The sequence below is a fragment of the Streptomyces sp. SS1-1 genome, assembly GCF_008973465.1.
Classification (GTDB): Bacteria; Actinomycetota; Actinomycetes; order Streptomycetales; family Streptomycetaceae; genus Streptomyces.
Map to the genome: position 1 here is coordinate 1,118,641 of NZ_WBXN01000004.1, position 16,148 is coordinate 1,134,788.

15 protein-coding genes, 1 pseudogene and 1 riboswitch are annotated in these 16,148 nt (G+C 72.9%); of the genes and pseudogenes, 4 read left to right on the plus strand and 12 right to left on the minus strand.

The genetic code is table 11. The features are described 5' to 3' along the window. The first annotated feature begins 22 nt into the window (after positions 1-22). The gene (locus tag F8R89_RS06165) at positions 23-1,882 is read left to right on the plus strand and encodes an AAA family ATPase (protein ID WP_151783015.1); all 1,860 of its coding nucleotides are present in this window, start codon (positions 23-25) and stop codon (positions 1,880-1,882) included. Between the two features lie 24 nt (positions 1,883-1,906). Here the strand turns inward: F8R89_RS06165 and F8R89_RS06170 are convergent, their stop codons facing one another. From F8R89_RS06170 to F8R89_RS06210, 9 genes are all read right to left on the minus strand, one after another. Further along, on the minus strand, positions 1,907-2,995 hold the full coding sequence (locus tag F8R89_RS06170; protein WP_151783016.1) for a hemolysin family protein: 1,089 nt from the start codon (positions 2,993-2,995) through the stop codon (positions 1,907-1,909). After that, positions 2,992-4,317, minus strand: coding sequence for a hemolysin family protein (locus F8R89_RS06175; RefSeq protein WP_151783017.1), 1,326 nt, complete (start codon positions 4,315-4,317; stop codon positions 2,992-2,994). The genes F8R89_RS06170 and F8R89_RS06175 overlap by 4 nt, the downstream gene beginning before the upstream one ends. Positions 4,318-4,539: 222 nt before the next feature. After that, a complete protein-coding gene (locus F8R89_RS06180) occupies positions 4,540-4,995 on the minus strand; it encodes a PH domain-containing protein (RefSeq protein WP_151788011.1) in 456 nt (151 codons plus the stop codon). A gap of 32 nt (positions 4,996-5,027) precedes the next feature. Continuing rightward, positions 5,028-5,879, minus strand: a complete 852-nt coding sequence (hisG, locus tag F8R89_RS06185; protein ID WP_151783018.1) for an ATP phosphoribosyltransferase — start codon at positions 5,877-5,879, stop codon at positions 5,028-5,030. A 48-nt stretch (positions 5,880-5,927) separates the two neighbouring features. Then, positions 5,928-6,200: a phosphoribosyl-ATP diphosphatase gene (locus F8R89_RS06190; protein ID WP_003988914.1), complete on the minus strand. Its 273-nt coding sequence runs from the start codon at positions 6,198-6,200 to the stop codon at positions 5,928-5,930. A gap of 34 nt (positions 6,201-6,234) precedes the next feature. Beyond that, a complete protein-coding gene (ribH, locus tag F8R89_RS06195; protein ID WP_004002733.1) occupies positions 6,235-6,720 on the minus strand; it encodes a 6,7-dimethyl-8-ribityllumazine synthase in 486 nt (161 codons plus the stop codon). Positions 6,721-6,763: 43 nt separating this feature from the next. Further along, a complete protein-coding gene (locus tag F8R89_RS06200) occupies positions 6,764-8,128 on the minus strand; it encodes a bifunctional 3,4-dihydroxy-2-butanone-4-phosphate synthase/GTP cyclohydrolase II (protein ID WP_151783019.1) in 1,365 nt (454 codons plus the stop codon). Continuing rightward, positions 8,125-8,766, minus strand: a complete 642-nt coding sequence (locus tag F8R89_RS06205; RefSeq protein ID WP_151783020.1) for a nicotinamide mononucleotide transporter family protein — start codon at positions 8,764-8,766, stop codon at positions 8,125-8,127. Before F8R89_RS06205 ends, F8R89_RS06200 begins: the two co-directional genes overlap by 4 nt. Continuing rightward, positions 8,763-9,380, minus strand: a complete 618-nt coding sequence (locus F8R89_RS06210) for a riboflavin synthase (protein WP_151783021.1) — start codon at positions 9,378-9,380, stop codon at positions 8,763-8,765. Before F8R89_RS06210 ends, F8R89_RS06205 begins: the two co-directional genes overlap by 4 nt. A 146-nt stretch (positions 9,381-9,526) precedes the next feature. After that, positions 9,527-9,657, minus strand: a riboswitch (FMN riboswitch). Positions 9,658-10,055: 398 nt separating this feature from the next. Between F8R89_RS06210 and F8R89_RS06215 the strand changes: the two genes are divergently transcribed. Then, positions 10,056-10,799 (plus strand): SDR family oxidoreductase, encoded by a 744-nt coding sequence (locus tag F8R89_RS06215; protein WP_151783022.1) that lies wholly within the window; start codon positions 10,056-10,058, stop codon positions 10,797-10,799. Positions 10,800-10,808: 9 nt separating this feature from the next. Here the strand turns inward: F8R89_RS06215 and F8R89_RS06220 are convergent, their stop codons facing one another. Beyond that, positions 10,809-11,990, minus strand: a complete 1,182-nt coding sequence (locus F8R89_RS06220) for an ROK family transcriptional regulator (RefSeq protein WP_151783023.1) — start codon at positions 11,988-11,990, stop codon at positions 10,809-10,811. Positions 11,991-12,122: 132 nt separating this feature from the next. On the opposite strand from F8R89_RS06220, the gene F8R89_RS06225 reads away from it, so the two are divergent. Beyond that, positions 12,123-13,343, plus strand: coding sequence for an MFS transporter (locus F8R89_RS06225; RefSeq protein ID WP_151783024.1), 1,221 nt, complete (start codon positions 12,123-12,125; stop codon positions 13,341-13,343). Here the strand turns inward: F8R89_RS06225 and F8R89_RS06230 are convergent. Beyond that, positions 13,303-13,761: an acyl-CoA thioesterase gene (locus F8R89_RS06230; protein ID WP_151783025.1), complete on the minus strand. Its 459-nt coding sequence runs from the start codon at positions 13,759-13,761 to the stop codon at positions 13,303-13,305. The two genes, F8R89_RS06225 and F8R89_RS06230, sit on opposite strands and share 41 nt — an antisense overlap. A gap of 144 nt (positions 13,762-13,905) precedes the next feature. Here F8R89_RS06230 and F8R89_RS06235 point away from each other — a divergent pair, with 144 nt between their 5' ends. After that, positions 13,906-15,312 carry a uracil-xanthine permease family protein gene (locus F8R89_RS06235; RefSeq protein ID WP_151783026.1) on the plus strand — a complete coding sequence of 469 codons (1,407 nt, stop codon included), beginning with the start codon at positions 13,906-13,908 and terminating at the stop codon, positions 15,310-15,312. Here F8R89_RS06235 and F8R89_RS06240 read toward each other — a convergent pair. After that, a pseudogene (locus F8R89_RS06240) lies at positions 15,294-16,025 on the minus strand (glycoside hydrolase family 6 protein); the annotation flags it as partial. The gene F8R89_RS06235 and the pseudogene F8R89_RS06240 overlap by 19 nt on opposite strands. Positions 16,026-16,148: the final 123 nt, after the last annotated feature.

Genomic DNA, 16,148 nt, shown 5'->3' on the forward strand with positions numbered 1-16,148 from the left:
GGCACGGTTTGTGGGGGACGTGATGGACTTCGGCACGCGGGGCCCCGAGGCCCCGGCCGACCTCGCCTGGCTGCGAGGTGTGGACGCGTACACGATGGGGGCGTATCCGCAGGCGGAGGAGGAGTTCCGCACTGCGGTGCGGATCGATCCCGGGATGGCCGACGGCTGGCTCGGCCTGCACGCGCTGCGGGTCGACACGACGACCGCGCTGCTGCGGATGTTCCGGCACCGGGACCGCTTCGGGGAGCAGCGCGCCCGGCATCGCCGTACGCTCAACTCCTGGTACTGGCTGGGCTGGTGGGTGCAGCCGGTGCTGGAGAGCCCGCGCGATCTGCTGCTGGCCCACGCCTCCCACTGGCTGGACGGACGGCACGTCCCCGAGTTGGACCGCGCGCTCGCCGGACTGCCGCCCGTGGACACCGACCACCAGGTCCGCTTCCTGCACGCCTGCCGGGCCTATCTGGTCAAGGACTGGGAGCAGCTCGTCCGGCACACCGACCCCCTCCTCGACGATCCGATGCTCGGCATCGAGGCCGGCCTGTTCGGCGGCATGGCGCGGGTGCGGCTGGAGATGTACGGGCAGGCCGAGCCGCTGCTGTCGGCCGCGCTGATGCGGTGCCGCAGCGAGCAGCCGCAGCGCAAGGAGCTGCGGTACTGGCTGGCCCGCGCGCACGAGGGCACCGGCCGGTCGGCGGCGGCGCTCCCCCTGTACCGGGCGGTGCACCGGGTCGACCCGGCCTTCATGGACACCTCCGCAAGGCTCGCCGCCATCGCCGAGGGCGACGGGTACGACGACAACGCCGACCTGGCCGCGATCACGCTCGCCGGGTTCGGGCAGGACGTCGACGGCACCGACGGGCTCGACCCGCTGTTCGGCGTCGAGGGACGCGATCTGAGGCTGCCGGACCCCGAGCCGCCGGCCGGTCCGCTGCCGTCGGTGGCGGACCCCGCGGTGCGGGAGAAGGCGGCCGTGTCGTCGCAGCCCCTGCCCGCCGGGCCGACCGATCCCGCGTTGCTCGAGGAGGCGCTCACCGAACTCGAGCGCATGGTGGGGCTGGAGCCCGTCAAGCGGCAGGTCAAGGCGCTGTCCGCGCAGCTGAACATGGCACGGCTGCGGGCCGGCCAGGGTCTGCCGGTGCAGCCGCCCAAGCGGCACTTCGTCTTCTCCGGTCCCTCCGGCACCGGCAAGACCACGGTCGCCCGCATCCTGGGCCGGGTCTTCTACGCGCTCGGGCTGCTCGGCGGCGACCACCTCGTGGAGGCCCAGCGGGCCGACCTGGTCGGCGAGTACCTGGGGCAGACCGCGGTGAAGGCCAACGAGCTCATCGACTCCGCGCTCGGCGGGGTGCTGTTCGTGGACGAGGCGTACGCGCTGTCCAACACGGGCTACGGCAAGGGCGACGCCTACGGCGACGAGGCCCTGCAGGTCCTGCTGAAGCGGGCCGAGGACAACCGGGACCACCTGGTCGTGATCCTCGCCGGCTATCCCGAGGGCATGGACCGGCTGCTGGCCGCCAACCCCGGGCTGTCCTCCCGGTTCACCACCCGCGTCGACTTCCCCTCGTACCGCCCGCTGGAGCTGACCGCGATCGGCGAGGTGCTCGCCGCCGAGAACGGCGACCTGTGGGACGAGGAGGCGCTGGACGAGCTGCGGTCCATCGCCGGGCACGTGGTCGACCAGGGGTGGATCGACGAACTCGGCAACGGGCGGTTCCTGCGCACGCTGTACGAGAAGAGCTGCGCCTACCGGGATCTGCGGCTGTCGGCCTACCCGGGCGCACTGACCCGGGAGGAGCTGGCGACGCTGCGGCTGCCCGATCTGATGCAGGCGTACGGCGAGGTGCTGTCGGGGCGGGGGCCGCAGGACCCGTCGGCGCGCTGACGGGTCCCGCGGCGTACGGCCGGCTCAGCCGGCCAGGGCTCCCTCCGGTTCGCCCGTGCCGATCCGGGGGCCGGTCACCCGTACCTCCGGGAGCTCCCGGTGGGCCGGGTCGCGGACCTCGCCCACCAGCAGCTCCAGCACGTCCTCCAGGGCGACCAGGCCGAGGACCCGGCCCGACGCGTCGGCCACCTGAGCCAGATGGGTGGCGGCCCGGCGCATCACCGTCAGGGCGTCGTCCAGAGGCAGTTCGGAGCGCAGGGTCGTCATCGGGCGCCACAGGTGCTGCGGCACCGCCCGTTCGGACTCCTCCGCGTCCAGGACGTCCTTCACATGCAGATAGCCCATGAAGGCGCCGTTCTCGGCCGCGACCGGGAACCGGGAGTAGCCGGTGCGGGCGGTGAGCGCGACGATCTGGCCGGGGGTGACCGAGGGGCTGACGGTGACCAGCGACTCGCGCCGCAGCAGGACGTCCGTCACCGGGCGCGACCCCAGCTCCAGGGCGTCCTCCAGGCGCTCCTGCTCCTCGGGGTCGAGGAGCCCGGCCTGGCCGGAGTCCTCCACGAGCCGGTTGAGCTGCTCGCTGGTGAACACCGCCTCGACCTCGTCCTTCGGCTCCACGCGGAACAGCCGCAGGATCGCCTGCGCGACCGCGCCGAGGGCGACGGTGATCGGCCGGCAGAAGCGGGCGAAGTACACCAGGCCCGGGCTCAGCCACAGCGCGACCTTCTCCGGTGCCGCCATGGCCAGGTTCTTCGGCACCATCTCACCGATGACCAGGTGGAAGAAGACGACCGCGGCGAGCGCGATGACGTACGTCAGCGGATGGATCATGCCGTCCGGCAGACGCACCCACTCGAACACCGGCTCGAGGAGATGCGCCACCGTCGGCTCGGCGACCGCCCCGAGCGTCAGGGAGCAGACGGTGATGCCGAACTGGGCGGCGGCCATCATCCGCGGCAGATGCTCCAGGCCGTACAGCACCTGGCGGGCGCGGGCCGTGCCGAGCGGTTCGACCTGGCTGCGGCGGACCGAGACCAGGGCGAACTCGGCGCCGACGAAGAAGCCGTTGGCGAGCACGAGCAGGGCGGCGAAGAGGAGTTGGAGGACGCTCATCGGGCGACCTCCACCACGGCGCCGGTGCGCACCAGCCGGACCCGTTCGGCCCGGTAGTGCCCGACCCGGCGCACGGACAGCCGCCAGCCGGGCAGCTCCGCCTTGTCGCCGACGGCCGGGATGCGTCCGAGCAGGTCGGCGACCAGGCCGGCGACGGTCTCGTACGGGCCCTCGGGCACGTCGAGCCCTATCCGCTGGAGGATGTCGACCCGGCAGCTGCCGTCGGCGTCCCAGGCGGGCCGGCCGTCCTCGGGCGGGGCCGCGGCGAGTTCGGGCAGGTCCTGCCCGTCGTGCTCGTCGCGGACCTCGCCGACGAGTTCCTCGACGATGTCCTCCAGCGTCACCACGCCGGCCGTGCCGCCGTACTCGTCGACGACGACGGCGATGGGCTGCTCGCTGCGCAGCCGGGCGAGGAGCGGCTGGACCGGCAGGGTCTCGGGGACCAGCAGGGCCGGCTGGGCGATCCGGCCGACAGGAGTGCGCAGCCGGTCGCTCGAACGGACCGCGAGCGCGTCCTTGAGATGGACCATGCCGACGATCTCGTCGATCCGCTCCCGGTAGACCGGGAAGCGGGACAGGCCGGTGGCGCGGGTGAGGTTCACCACGTCCTCGGCCGTGGCCGACGACTGGAGCGCGCTGACCTTCACCCGGGGGGTCATCACGTGCTGCGCGGTCAGCTCGCCGAGGGACAGGGTGCGGACGAACAGGTCCGCGGTGTCCTGCTCCAGGGCGCCGGCCTGGGCGGAGTGGCGGGCCAGGGAGACCAGCTCGCCGGGGGTGCGGGCGGACGCCAGCTCTTCGGCGGGCTCGATGCCCATGGCCCGGACGAGCCGGTTGGCGACGGAGTTCAGCGCGGCGATCACCGGGCGGAACAGCCGGGCGAAGACGTGCTGGGGTCCGGCGACGAAGCGCGCGACCTGCAGGGGCCGCGACACCGCCCAGTTCTTCGGCACGAGTTCGCCGATCACCATCTGCACGGCCGAGGCCAGCAGCATGCCGACGACCACGGCGACGCCCGACACGGCTCCCTCGGGGACGCCGATCGCGCCGAACGGGCCGCCCAGGAGCTGGGCCAGGGCGGGTTCGGCGAGCATGCCGACGACCAGGGAGGTGATGGTGATGCCGAGCTGGGTGCCGGAGAGCTGGAAGGACAGTTCCCGGAGGGAGGCGACGACCCGGTGGGCCCGTCGGTCGCCCTCGGCGGCGGCCTTCTCGGCCTCCGTGGCCTCGACGGTGACCAGGCCGAACTCGGCGGCCACGAAGAAGCCGTTGGCGAGGATGAGGAGGAACGCGGCTGCCAGGAGCAGCAGGGGGGTACTCATGATGCCGCCGCCCCGGTATGTCGGGGGCGGGCGGCGCAGGTACTACAGGACGATCCGTCCATCGCTGGAGGGAATCACTCCTCGGGTAGCAGGGGCCTTCGAAGGACCGGTCGGACCCACGAGAGGCGGAGGCGTCGTGAAAACGCCTCCGCCACCAGATTAATCAAGACCGGGGCACTTGCGGCAGGGCGAGCGCCCCCGAACGAGCCCCGGCGGGGTCGGTCAGCCGTTACGGCCCTCATGGTCCTGGACGGCGCGGGCCTCGGCGAGGGCGCGCAGGGCGCGGGCGTCGGCGATGGCCTTCTCCTTGGCGATACCGGGCTGGATGCCCAGCGCGGGCAGGCTGGTGCCGTCGCTGAGGTCGAGGAACACCCAGGGGTCGCCGGGCCGCAGGTTCACCCGGACGATCTCCGCCCAGGCCAGCCGGCGGCGGGATGCGATGTTCACCACGGTGACGCCGGACTCGTCGGCGACCACGCGGACGCGTGCCAGCTGGGCGAGCACGCCGAACATGAGGGCGCCGGTGAGGATGAAGCTGAGCCGCTCCCCCGGGCCGAGCTTGTCCAGCAGCAGCGCGACCGCCGTGATGACGACGAAGATCGCGACGCCCGCGCTGAGCAGGATGGCGCGGGTGCGCCCCGGCCGGAAGGTGACGGGGAGGGTGGGCGGCTCGGACATGACGGGGCTCTCGGAGGACATCTCGGTGGGCGTCAGAGGCGGCAGGCGTGGATGGCGGTGGTCAGGATGGCGCGGGCGCCGATGTCGTACAGGTCGTCCATGATCCGCTGGGCCTCGCGGGCGGGGACCATGGCGCGGACGGCGACCCAGCCCTCGTTGTGCAGCGGCGAGACGGTCGGCGACTCCAGGCCGGGCGTGAGGGCGACGGCCTTCTCCAGCTGCTCGACGCGGCAGTCGTAGTCCATCATCACGTACGTCCGGGCGACGAGGACGCCCTGGAGGCGGCGCAGGAACTGCTGCACCTTGGGGTCCTCGGCGTCGGCGCCGGTACGGCGGATGACGGCGGCCTCGGACTTCATGATCGGGTCGCCGACGACCTCCAGGCCGGCGTTGCGCAGCGAGGTGCCCGTCTCGACGACGTCGGCGATGACCTGGGCGACACCGAGCTGGATGGCGGTCTCGACGGCGCCGTCGAGGTGCACGACGGAGGCGTCGACGCCGTGGTCGGCGAGGTACTTGGCGACGATGCCCTCGTAGGAGGTGGCGATCGTCTTGCCCTTGAGGTCCGCGAGGTCGCCGCCGACGGTGCCCGGCTTGGTGGCGAAGCGGAACGTGGAGCGGGCGAAGCCGAGGGGCAGGATCTCCTCGGCGTCGGCGCCGGAGTCGATCAGCAGGTCGCGGCCGGTGATGCCGATGTCGAGCTGGCCGGAGGCGACGTAGATCGCGATGTCCCGGGGGCGGAGGTAGAAGAACTCGACCTCGTTGACCGGGTCGACGATCCGCAGTTCCTTGGACTCCCGCCGCTGCTGGTAGCCGGCCTCATGCAGCATGTCCGCCGCAGGGCCGGAGAGTGAACCCTTGTTGGGGACGGCGATGCGCAGCATGAGGTCGGCTTCCTTCGTTCGCTTGGCGGTGGGGTGGAGTGGTGGTGCTCAGAGGTGGGCGTAGACGTCGTCCAGGGAGATCCCGCGGGCCACCATCATCACCTGGACGTGGTAGAGCAGCTGCGAGATCTCCTCGGCGGCGGCTTCCTTGCCCTCGTACTCGGCGGCCATCCAGACCTCGGCGGCCTCCTCGACGACCTTCTTGCCGATGGCGTGGACGCCCTTCTCGACGAGTTCGGCGGTGCGGGAGGTGGCGGGATCGCCCTGGGCGGCCTTGTGCTGGAGCTCGGTGAAGAGCTCCTCGAACGTCTTCTTGGACATGGTGACGCTCAGCCTATGCCACATGTGCCGTTCGTCAGCGCCAGGGTTCGGATACTGAGCGCAGGGTCGCGGCCGTGGCCACGGCCGCGGTCACCGCCTCGTGCCCCTTGTCCTCGCTGGAGCCCTCGATGCCGGCCCGGTCGAGGGCCTGCTCCTCGGTGTCGCAGGTCAGCACGCCGAACCCGACGGGCACGCCGGTGTCGACCGACACCTGGGTGAGTCCCTGGGTCACGCCCTGGCACACGTACTCGAAGTGGGGGGTGCCGCCGCGGATGACGACCCCCAGGGCCACGATCGCGTCGTAGCCGCGGCCCGCGAGGACCTTGGCGACGACCGGGAGCTCCCAGCTGCCGGGGACCCTGAGCAGGGTCGGCTCGTCGATCCCCAGGTCGTGCAGGGCGCGCAGCGCGCCGTCGACCAGTCCGTCCATCACCTTCTCGTGCCACTGTGCCGCGATGACGGCGACCCGCAGGTCACCCACATTGCGTACGGACAGCTCCGGTGCGCCCTTGCCGCTCACGTTCTCGTGTCTCCTCGGTGTGGTCTTACTGGTCGGTGTGGTCTTACTGGGGGGTGCAGGTGGACAGGGCGGACGGGGCCGGGACCGCGGGCTCGGGGTCGAGCCAGGGCAGGTCGTGCCCCATCCGGTCGCGCTTGGTGCGCAGGTACCGCAGATTGTGCTCGCCCGCCTGGACGGGCATCGGCTCGCGCTCGCTGACCCGGATGCCGTGGGCGAGCAGCGCGTCGGACTTGTCGGGGTTGTTGGTCAGCAGACGCACGCTGCGCACGCCGAGGTCGGCGAGGATGCGCGCGCCGGCGCCGTAGTCGCGGGCGTCGGCGGGCAGGCCGAGTTCGAGGTTGGCGTCGAGGGTGTCGCGGCCGCGCTCCTGCAGTTCGTAGGCGCGCAGTTTGGACATCAGGCCGATGCCCCGGCCCTCGTGGCCGCGCAGGTAGACGACGACGCCGCGGCCCTCGTCCTGGATGCGGTCGAGCGCGGCCTCCAACTGGGGGCCGCAGTCGCAGCGCTGGGAGCCGAAGACGTCACCGGTGAGGCATTCGGAGTGGACGCGGACCACGACGTCCTCGCCGTCGCCGATCTCGCCGTGGACGAGGGCGACGTGTTCGACGCCGTCGACGGTGGAGCGGTAGCCGTAGGCCGTGAACGTGCCGTGGGCGGTGGGGAGATGGACCTCGGCCTCGCGCCGGACGGTGGAGTCGGCGGCGAGCCGGTCCTCGTCGGGGGCGGTGGGCTCCACGGGCTCCGGGTGCTCGGACCGGCGGCGGTAGGCGACGAGGTCGGCGATGGAGACGATCGTCAGGCCGTGCTTGCGGGCGAACGGGATCAGCTCGGGCAGCCGCAGCATCTCGCCGTCCTCGCCGGCGATCTCCACGATGGCGCCGGCCGGGCGCAGTCCGGCGAGCCGGGCGAGGTCGACGGCGGCCTCGGTGTGCCCGTTGCGGACGAGGACGCCGCCGGGCCGGGCGCGCAGCGGGAAGATGTGCCCGGGGCGGACGAGGTCCGAGGGCTGTGCCGTGCCGCTCGCGAGGAGCTGGAGGGTGGTGGACCGGTCGGAGGCGGAGATGCCGGTGGTCACGCCGTGCTCGCCGGAGGCGTCGACGGAGACGGTGAACGCCGTCTTCATCGACTCGGTGTTGTCCGCCACCATCTGCGGCAGTTCGAGCCGGTCGAGCTCGTCGGGCTCCATGGGCGCGCAGATCAGTCCGCGGCACTCGCTCATCATGAAGGCGACGATCTCGGGGGTCGCGTGTTCGGCGGCGATGACGAGGTCGCCCTCGTTCTCGCGGTCCTCGTCGTCGACGACCACGACGGGGCGGCCGGCCGCGATGTCGGCGACGGCCCGCTCGATCGGGTCGAGCGTGAGGTCCTCGGCGCTCTCGGCGCTGTACAGAATCGGTGCCGCGGTCATGCCGGCGCTCCTTCCAGGACGGGCCGCGCGTCGTTGCGGGAGCGCAGCCACCAGTCGCGCATGCCCCACAGGACGAGTGCGCCGTAGATGACGTAGACGAAGCCGGAGAAGGCGTAGCCGTTGGCGAAGTTGAGGGGGACGCCGACCAGGTCGACGAGGAGCCAGGCGAACCAGAACTCGACCATGCCGCGCGCCTGGGCGTACATGGCGACGACGGTGCCGACGAAGATGTAGGCGTCGGGCCAGGGGTCCCAGGACAGCGTCGGGTACGCCTTGAACAGCAGCGCGACGCCGACGGTGCCGACGGCGGCGGCGCCGAGCATGGCCGCGCGCTCGGGCCAGGTGGCGAACCGGACGGCGATGTGGCCGTCCTCGCCGCTGCCCTTGCCGCGCTGCCACTGCCACCAGCCGTACAGGGCGACGACCATGACGACGGCCTGCTTGCCCGCGCTGCCGGTGAGGTGCCCGAAGAAGGCGCCGAAGAGGATCAGCCCGGCCAGGAACTGCACGGGCCAGGTCCACAGGGAGCGCCGCCAGCCGAGGGCGAGGGCGGCCAGGCCGAAGAGGTTGCCGATCATGTCCGACCAGAGGATGTGCTGGCCGAACAGCGTGAACGCCTCGGAGTTCAGCGAGTTCACCGGGTGGCCGTCCCTTCGGAGGAGAGGCGGTCGCCCAGCATCCGCTCGACGTACTTGGCGATGACGTCGACCTCGAGGTTGACCGGGTCGCCGGGCTGCTTGTGGCCGAGCGTGGTCAGGTCGAGGGTGGTCGGGATGAGGCTGACGGTGAAGTGGTCGGCTCCGGCCTCGACGACGGTGAGGCTGATGCCGTCGACCGTGATGGAGCCCTTCTCCACGACGTAGCGCGAGAGGTCCGCGGGCAGGGAGATCTTCACGATCTCCCAGTGCTCGGAGGGGGTGCGCTCGACGACCTGGCCGGTGCCGTCGACGTGTCCCTGCACGATGTGCCCGCCGAGGCGGTCGCCCACGGCGGTGGGCCGCTCCAGGTTGACGCGGGAGCCCACGCTCAGGGCGCCCAGGCTGGAGCGCTTGAGGGTCTCGGCCATGACGTCGGCGGTGAACTCGTCGCCCTCGTGGTCGACGACCGTCAGGCAGACGCCGTTGACCGCGATGGAGTCGCCGTGCTTGGCGCCGACGGTGACGACGGGGCCGCGCAGTCGGAAGCGACAGGCGTCGCCGAGGGTCTCGACGGCCGTGACGTGGCCCAGCTCTTCGACGATTCCGGTGAACACTTCCCGGGTCCTCCTGCCTCATAGGGGCACGGACTCCGGGGCTGCCGATGACGGCGGAATGTACGAGCGAGAGCACCGGGGGCGACGCCGGACGAGGGTCCGCCCCATGGACGAACCGGTACGGCGGCGCGCACGAGGCTCGCCCGCCGCGCACTGCCTCCCATCCGGACTTTAACCGTCGGTCCAGGAATTTCACCTGGTCAACCGGTCGCTGGAGGCGACCGGGTCGCGGACTGTAACCGCCGGTTCGGACTTTCACCGACCCCGGAGTGCGCTGCTTGTGGTACATGGCCAGTGTGCCACGACCGATGGGCGTCCATACGGGCGAAGGGTGTGGGGTGGCTCACAGGACGCTTCCCTGGACGTCTCGGGCGGGCGGCGATGCCCTCAACTCGCCCGCACCGCCGGAGTCTTGCGAGTGGTCCATACCTATTGACGCTGTGGTCTAGTCCTCTCTACTGTCAGCGGTGCGCGGCGGGGACCGGTGCCCCGCCGCACCCATGAGAGCGCCCGGCGGCGGTGACGACGGCCCTTGCCCGCCGCCGGGTCTCCCCAAGCGCACCCCTGGGGGGTGTCTTGCCCCCTCGGATGTCACATCTCCCCGGGATGCTCCGTCGGGTACTGCGAGGGATGCTCCGAACCGGGAGTGTCCGCGTCGCGAAGGGGCTGAACACGATGACCACGATGCTGGTGACCGGCGGGACCGGAACGCTCGGCCGGCACGTCACCGAGCGGCTGCGGGCGGACGGGCACGAGGTGCGGGTGCTCAGCCGGCACGCGCAGCCGTACGCCGTCGACCTGCGCAAGGGCGGGTCCGGGCTGGACACCGCGATGGCCGGCGTGGACACCGTCGTGCACTGCGCGAGCTCACCGAACGGCGGCGACGAGGACGCGGCGCGGCATCTGATCGCCGCCGCGCGCGAGGCCGGGGTGCGCCACCTGGTCTACATCTCGATCGTCGGCGTGGACCGGGTGCCGTTCGGCTACTACCGCAGCAAGCTCGCCGTGGAGCGGCTGGTCGAGGAGTCGGGGCTGGGCTGGACCGTGCTGCGCGCGACGCAGTTCCACGATCTGCTCGCGCGGATGCTGGGTGCCCTCGCCAGGCTGCCGGTGGTGCTGCTGCCGGCCCGGGTGAAGGACCAGCCGATCGAGGTCGCCGAGGTCGCGGAGCGGCTGGCCGGACTGGCCGGGGGCGAGCCCGCCGGACGCGTCACGGACATGGGCGGCCCGGAGGTGCGGACGTTCGACTCGCTGGCCCGCTCCTACCTGAAGGCCACCGGCCGCAGGCGCCTCGTCGTGAGCGTGCCGCTGTGGGGCCGGGCGTACCGCGCCTTCCGCTCCGGCGGGCACCTCGCGCCCGGGCACGCGGTGGGCAAGGGGACGTTCGAGGAGTACCTGGACCGGCGCTTCGGTCACTGACGGCCCCCGTCAGCGTCCCGGTGGCGCGAACAGGACCTCCTGGGCCCGGTCGCGGGCCGTCAGGAGGGCTCCGCGCAGGACCGCCGTGCCGCCGAGGGCGCTCGGGCGGACCTCGACCGGCAGGGGCGACATCCGCCGTACCCGTTCCTCGACCAGGGCGGCGAGCGGCGGGCCGCCGGCCTGTCCGACCTCGCCGCCGAGGACCACGCAGCCGGGGTCGAGGACGGCGACGACCGAGGCCACGCCCAGCGCGATCCGGTCCGCCAGGGCGTCGAGGAACGGCTGGGCGTCGCCGGGACGCGCCACCGCCTCCTCCACCAGCCGGGCGGCGGCCGGCGCGTGGGCGTCCGCGGCCGGGAGGCCGTGCTCCGCCGCCAGCCGTGCGATCGCCGCCGAGCCCGCCAGCGAGTGGAAGCCCCCCGCGCAGTCGGTCGCCGACGGCAGTCCCGTGGTGCCCGGCACCGGCAGGAAGCCGATCTCGCCGGTGCCGCCGGACGCGCCGCGGCGCAGCGCCCCGTCGAGGACGACGGCGGCGCCGGTGCCGTGCCCGAGCCACAGCAGGACGAAGGTGTCGCGGTCGCGGGCCGCGCCGTCGCGCTGTTCGGCGAGGGCGGCGAGGTTGGTCTCGTTCTCGACGCTGACGCGGGCCTCGGGGAACCGCTCCTGGAGGGTCGCGACGAGGCCCCGGTGCCATGGGGGCAGGCCGGAGGAGTCGCGCAGGTCGCCACTGGCCGGGTCGATCAGGCCGGGGGCGCCGATGCCCACGGTGTGCGGCCGGTCCGCGCCGGCCTCCTTCACGGCCCGCTCGACGAGGGCGACGGCCCGCTCCACGGCGGGGCCCGTCCCGGTGTCGTCGCCGATGGGCACGGACGCCTCGGCGAGCACGGTGCCGATCAGGTCGGACACGGCGACGGAGACGCCCTCGGTACGCACGTCCAGCGCGGCGAGATGGGCCCGGTCGGCGACGATGCCGTAGAGCCGGGCGTTCGGGCCGCGGCGCTGTTCTCCCGCCTCGCCGACGACGGTGATCAGGCCGGCGTCCGTGAGGCGCTCGACGAGGTCGGCGACGGTCGGCCGGGACAGCCCGGTGAGCTGCTTCAACTGTCCGGCCGTCAGCGGGCCTTCGCGCTGCAGCAGGCGCAGGGCGAGCCGGTCGTTGATGGCCCGGGCGGTGCTCGGGGATGCGGGCATGCCGGGATCCTTCCAGATCGGCGGGGCCGCGCGCGGTGGCGGGCGGCGTCCCGGCACTCTATCTATCAGGCAGGGTTCCTGATAGTTTACGCCCGGACCGCGCGGAGGCGAGGGTCAGGAGGGGGTCACTTCATGAGTGGGACCGCTGGGAAGGTCTACGACCTGCGGGAGGTCAGGCGCGCCCGGTACGCCGTGGCCGCCGTCTTCGCCGCGCACGGCGCCGTCACCGGGTCGTTCGCGACACGGGTGCCCTGGATCCAGGACCACGCCGGGGTCAGCGCCGGCCAGCTCGGTCTCGCGCTGGCGTTCCCCGCGCTCGGCGCCTCCCTCGCGATGCCGCTCGCGGGCCGCGTCACCCACCGCTTCGGCGCCCGCAACGCGCTGCGCGGGCTGATGGCGCTGTGGACGCTCGCCCTCACCCTGCCCTCGCTGGCGCCCAACCTGCCGGCCCTGTGCCTGGCCCTGTTCGCGTTCGGGGCCACGGCGGGCATGGCGGACGTGGCGATGAACGCCCTCGGTGTCGAGGTGGAGGGCCGCCTGGGCCGTTCGATCATGTCCGGGCTGCACGGCATGTGGAGCGCCGGCGCCCTGATCGGCTCGGCGGCCGGCACGCTCGCGGCGCACCTGGGCTCGGACGCGCGGCTGCACCACGCGCTCGCGGCGGCGGTGCTGACCGTGCTCGGGGTGGCGGCCTGCCGGTGGGTGCTGGACCTGCAGCCCGCCGAGGACGAGGACCCGCCGCCGCGGTTCGCGCTGCCGCCCCGGTCCGCCCTGCTCATCGGGGCGGTCGGGTTCTGCGCGGTCTTCGCGGAGGGTGCGAGCCTGGACTGGTCGGCGGTGTATCTGCGGGACCAGTTGGACACCTCGGCCGGCCTGGCGGCCGCGTGCACCACGGGCTTCACGCTCACGATGGCGATCGCCCGGATCGCCGGCGACCGGGTGGTGGACCGCTTCGGCTCGGTGCGCACGGTCCGGGCCAGCGGTGTCCTCGCGACGCTCGGCGGGCTGCTGGTCGTCGTCTCGGACGCCCCGGCCCTGGCGATGACCGGGTTCGCGCTGCTGGGGCTCGGGATCGCGGTGGTCGTGCCGCTGTGCTTCGCGGCGGCGGGCCGCAGCGGCTCGAACCCCTCGCTGGCCATCGCGGGCGTCGCGACCATCACCTACACCTCGGGCCTGGTCGCCCCCAGCGCGATCGGCGGGCTCGCCCAGCTCACCAGCCTGGTGGTGTCGTTCTGCCTGGTCACCCTGCTCGCCTCGGGTCTGGCGGTGTTCGCGGGCGTCCTGCGCACCGCCGACCGCGACCGCCCGAAGGTCAGCCGGCCGGACGCAGCAGTTCCCGGCCCGCGGCCCTGAACTCCTCGCTCCACGGCGCCGGGCGCAGCGTCCGGGCGTCGAGCCGGACCAGCACCCGGCTGCCGTGCGCGTAGGTCACGGAGCCGTCGGACGAGCAGAAGCGGAACCCGTACGTCAGCCCGGTGGTGCCCAGCCGCTCCAGCCAGAGGTGCACCGCGTAGGCGCCGGGCTTGGTGACCGGCGCCTCGTAGGTGATGCGCAGTTCCTTGACGGCGTTGCAGGCGTCGCCGGCGGCCACCCAGTCGCCCTCGAAGCGGAATCCGTGCTCCTGCCACAGCTCGGTCCACGCCCGCTCGACCATCAGCGGGTAGCGGGCGTTGTGCAGCAGCCCGAGCGCGTCGAGGTCGTCGAAGTGCACGGTGACGGGCACGAGCCGGCCGTGGGACGGGGCGGACAGGGGCAGGGCTTCGGCGGTCACGGCGGGACTCCTGGGACGTACGTGCGGAACCCACCCATCCTAAGCGGACGCTCAGAACCCGAGGTGGCCCCGGGTCGGCGGCCCGGTCGGTGTACCCGACAATGGTCCGGACCCCCGCTCGCACGACGAAAGCGAAACCGCACCATGGATCTCGGCGTCCGCTGGAAACTGCACGGAGACGGACGCACTCCGGCGCCCGGCGCGGTGGTCCGCCCGGACGAGCGGCTGTCCTGGCCGCGCACGGTCGGGCTCGGCGCCCAGCACGTGGTCGCGATGTTCGGCGCCAGCTTCGTGGCACCGGTTCTCATGGGGCTCGACCCCAACCTGGCGATCATGATGTCCGGCGTCGCCACGGTGATCTTCCTGCTGGCCACGCGCGGCCGGGTGCCCAGCTACCTCGGCTGCTCGCTGTCCTTCGTGGGCGTCGCGGCCGTCATCCGGGCGGACGGCGGGTCGAGCGCGGTCGTGACCGGCGCGGTCCTCGTGGTCGGCGCGGCGCTGTTCCTGGTCGGCCTCGCCGTGCAGCGGTTCGGGGCGCGCATCATCCATGTCGCGATGCCGCCGATCGTGACCGGCGCGGTGGTCATGCTGATCGGCTTCAACCTCGCCCCCGTCACGGCCTCCACCTACTGGCCGCAGGACCAGTGGACGGCCCTGCTGGTGATGCTGTTCACCGGTCTGGCCGTGGTCTGCCTGCGCGGTTTCTGGTCCCGTATCGCGATCTTCCTGGGCCTGGTCCTCGGGTACGCCCTGTCCTGGGTGTTCGACCGGGTGTTCGGCCGTATCCACTCGGTCGACGCGAGCGGCAAGCTCACCGACCACTGGCGGCTCGACCTGTCCGGAGTGTCGAAGGCGGACTGGATCGGCCTGCCCGAGCTGCACGGCCCGTCGTTCCAGTGGTCCGCGATCCTCGTGGCCCTGCCCGTGGTCATCGCCCTGGTCGCCGAGAACGCCGGACACGTCAAGGCCGTCGGCGAGATGACCGGTGACAACCTCGACGACAAGCTGGGCACCGCGATCTCCGCGGACGGCGCCGCCTCGATGCTGTCCACCGCCGTCGGCGGCCCGCCCAACACCACGTACTCCGAGAACATCGGCGTGATGGCCGCGACCCGCGTCTACTCGACCGCCGCCTACTGGGCTGCCGCCGGCTTCGCCCTCCTCTTCGGGCTCTGCCCCAAGTTCGGCGCGGTGGTGGCCGCCGTCCCCGGCGGTGTCCTCGGCGGCATCACCGTCATCCTGTACGGCATGATCGGCCTGCTCGGCGCGCAGATCTGGATCAACGCCAAGGTCGACCTGCGCAATCCGCTGAACCTGGTGCCGGCCGCGGCGGGCATCATCATCGGAGTCGGCAACGTCACGCTGAAGATCACCGACACCTTCGAGCTGAGCGGTATCGCGCTCGGCACGCTGGTCGTCATCACCGGCTACCACGCGCTGCGGGCGTTCGCCCCCGCCCACCTCAAGACGCAGCAGCCGCTGCTCGACGAGGGCACGTCGTCGTACGACGAGGGAAGCTCCGGCGAGGGGCCTCAGCGCGCCAGCTCGTAGGCGTAGGAGGCGGTGAAGGTGCCGGGCTCCCCCTTGCAGCCGTCCGATTCCCCCGGCAGCTTCACCCACAGATAGCCGTCGATCCGGGCCTCACCCGTGGCCAGGGTGGGTGCCCGGCCCAGCTTGCGGCCCGACGGGTCGCACCACTCGCCGTCCGCCGGGGCACCGGCGCCATTGCGGCTGGTGTCGATGACGGCGCCCAGGCCCGGGCCGCCGCCGAGCGCGTCGAGGACCCGCCGGTCGTAGGCGATCTCGGCGGCCGTGGTGTGGAAGTTGGAGACGTTGCTGAAGACGCCGTCGGAGGACGCGGCCGAGGCGGCGCCCGCCTGCCGCAGCCATCCCGCCTGCGTGGCCGGAGCGTGCCAGCCGGAGTGCCCGGCGTCGTAGTACACACGGGCCCGGGGGTTGGCGGACTTGATGACCCGGCCGGCCCGGGCCAGGGACGCGAAGCGCGCGGCCCGCTGGCCCGCGGAGAGGCACTCGGACTGGGCGACGGAGTCCGGCTCCAGGACGACGACGACGTCACCGGAGCCCAGCCCGGCGGCGAACCGGTCGATCCACGCGTCGTACGCGGCCAGGTCGGGCGCCCCGCCCTCGGAGTACCCGCCGCAGTCACGGTCCGGGATCACGTACGGCACGACCACCGGGGTGCGGCCCTGTGCCGCGCCGGCCGAGGTGACCGCGCGGACCCGGGCGGTGATGGTGCCCGGCGTGACGCCAGTCGCTGGGCGCGTGTGCCTGGCACCGTCCTGCTCCCCCCTCCCCCACGGCGGGCGCGTTCCCCCGTTCTGGGGAAGCGCCGGGCCCGCCGTCACTGCGGTCACCCTAAAGCTGGG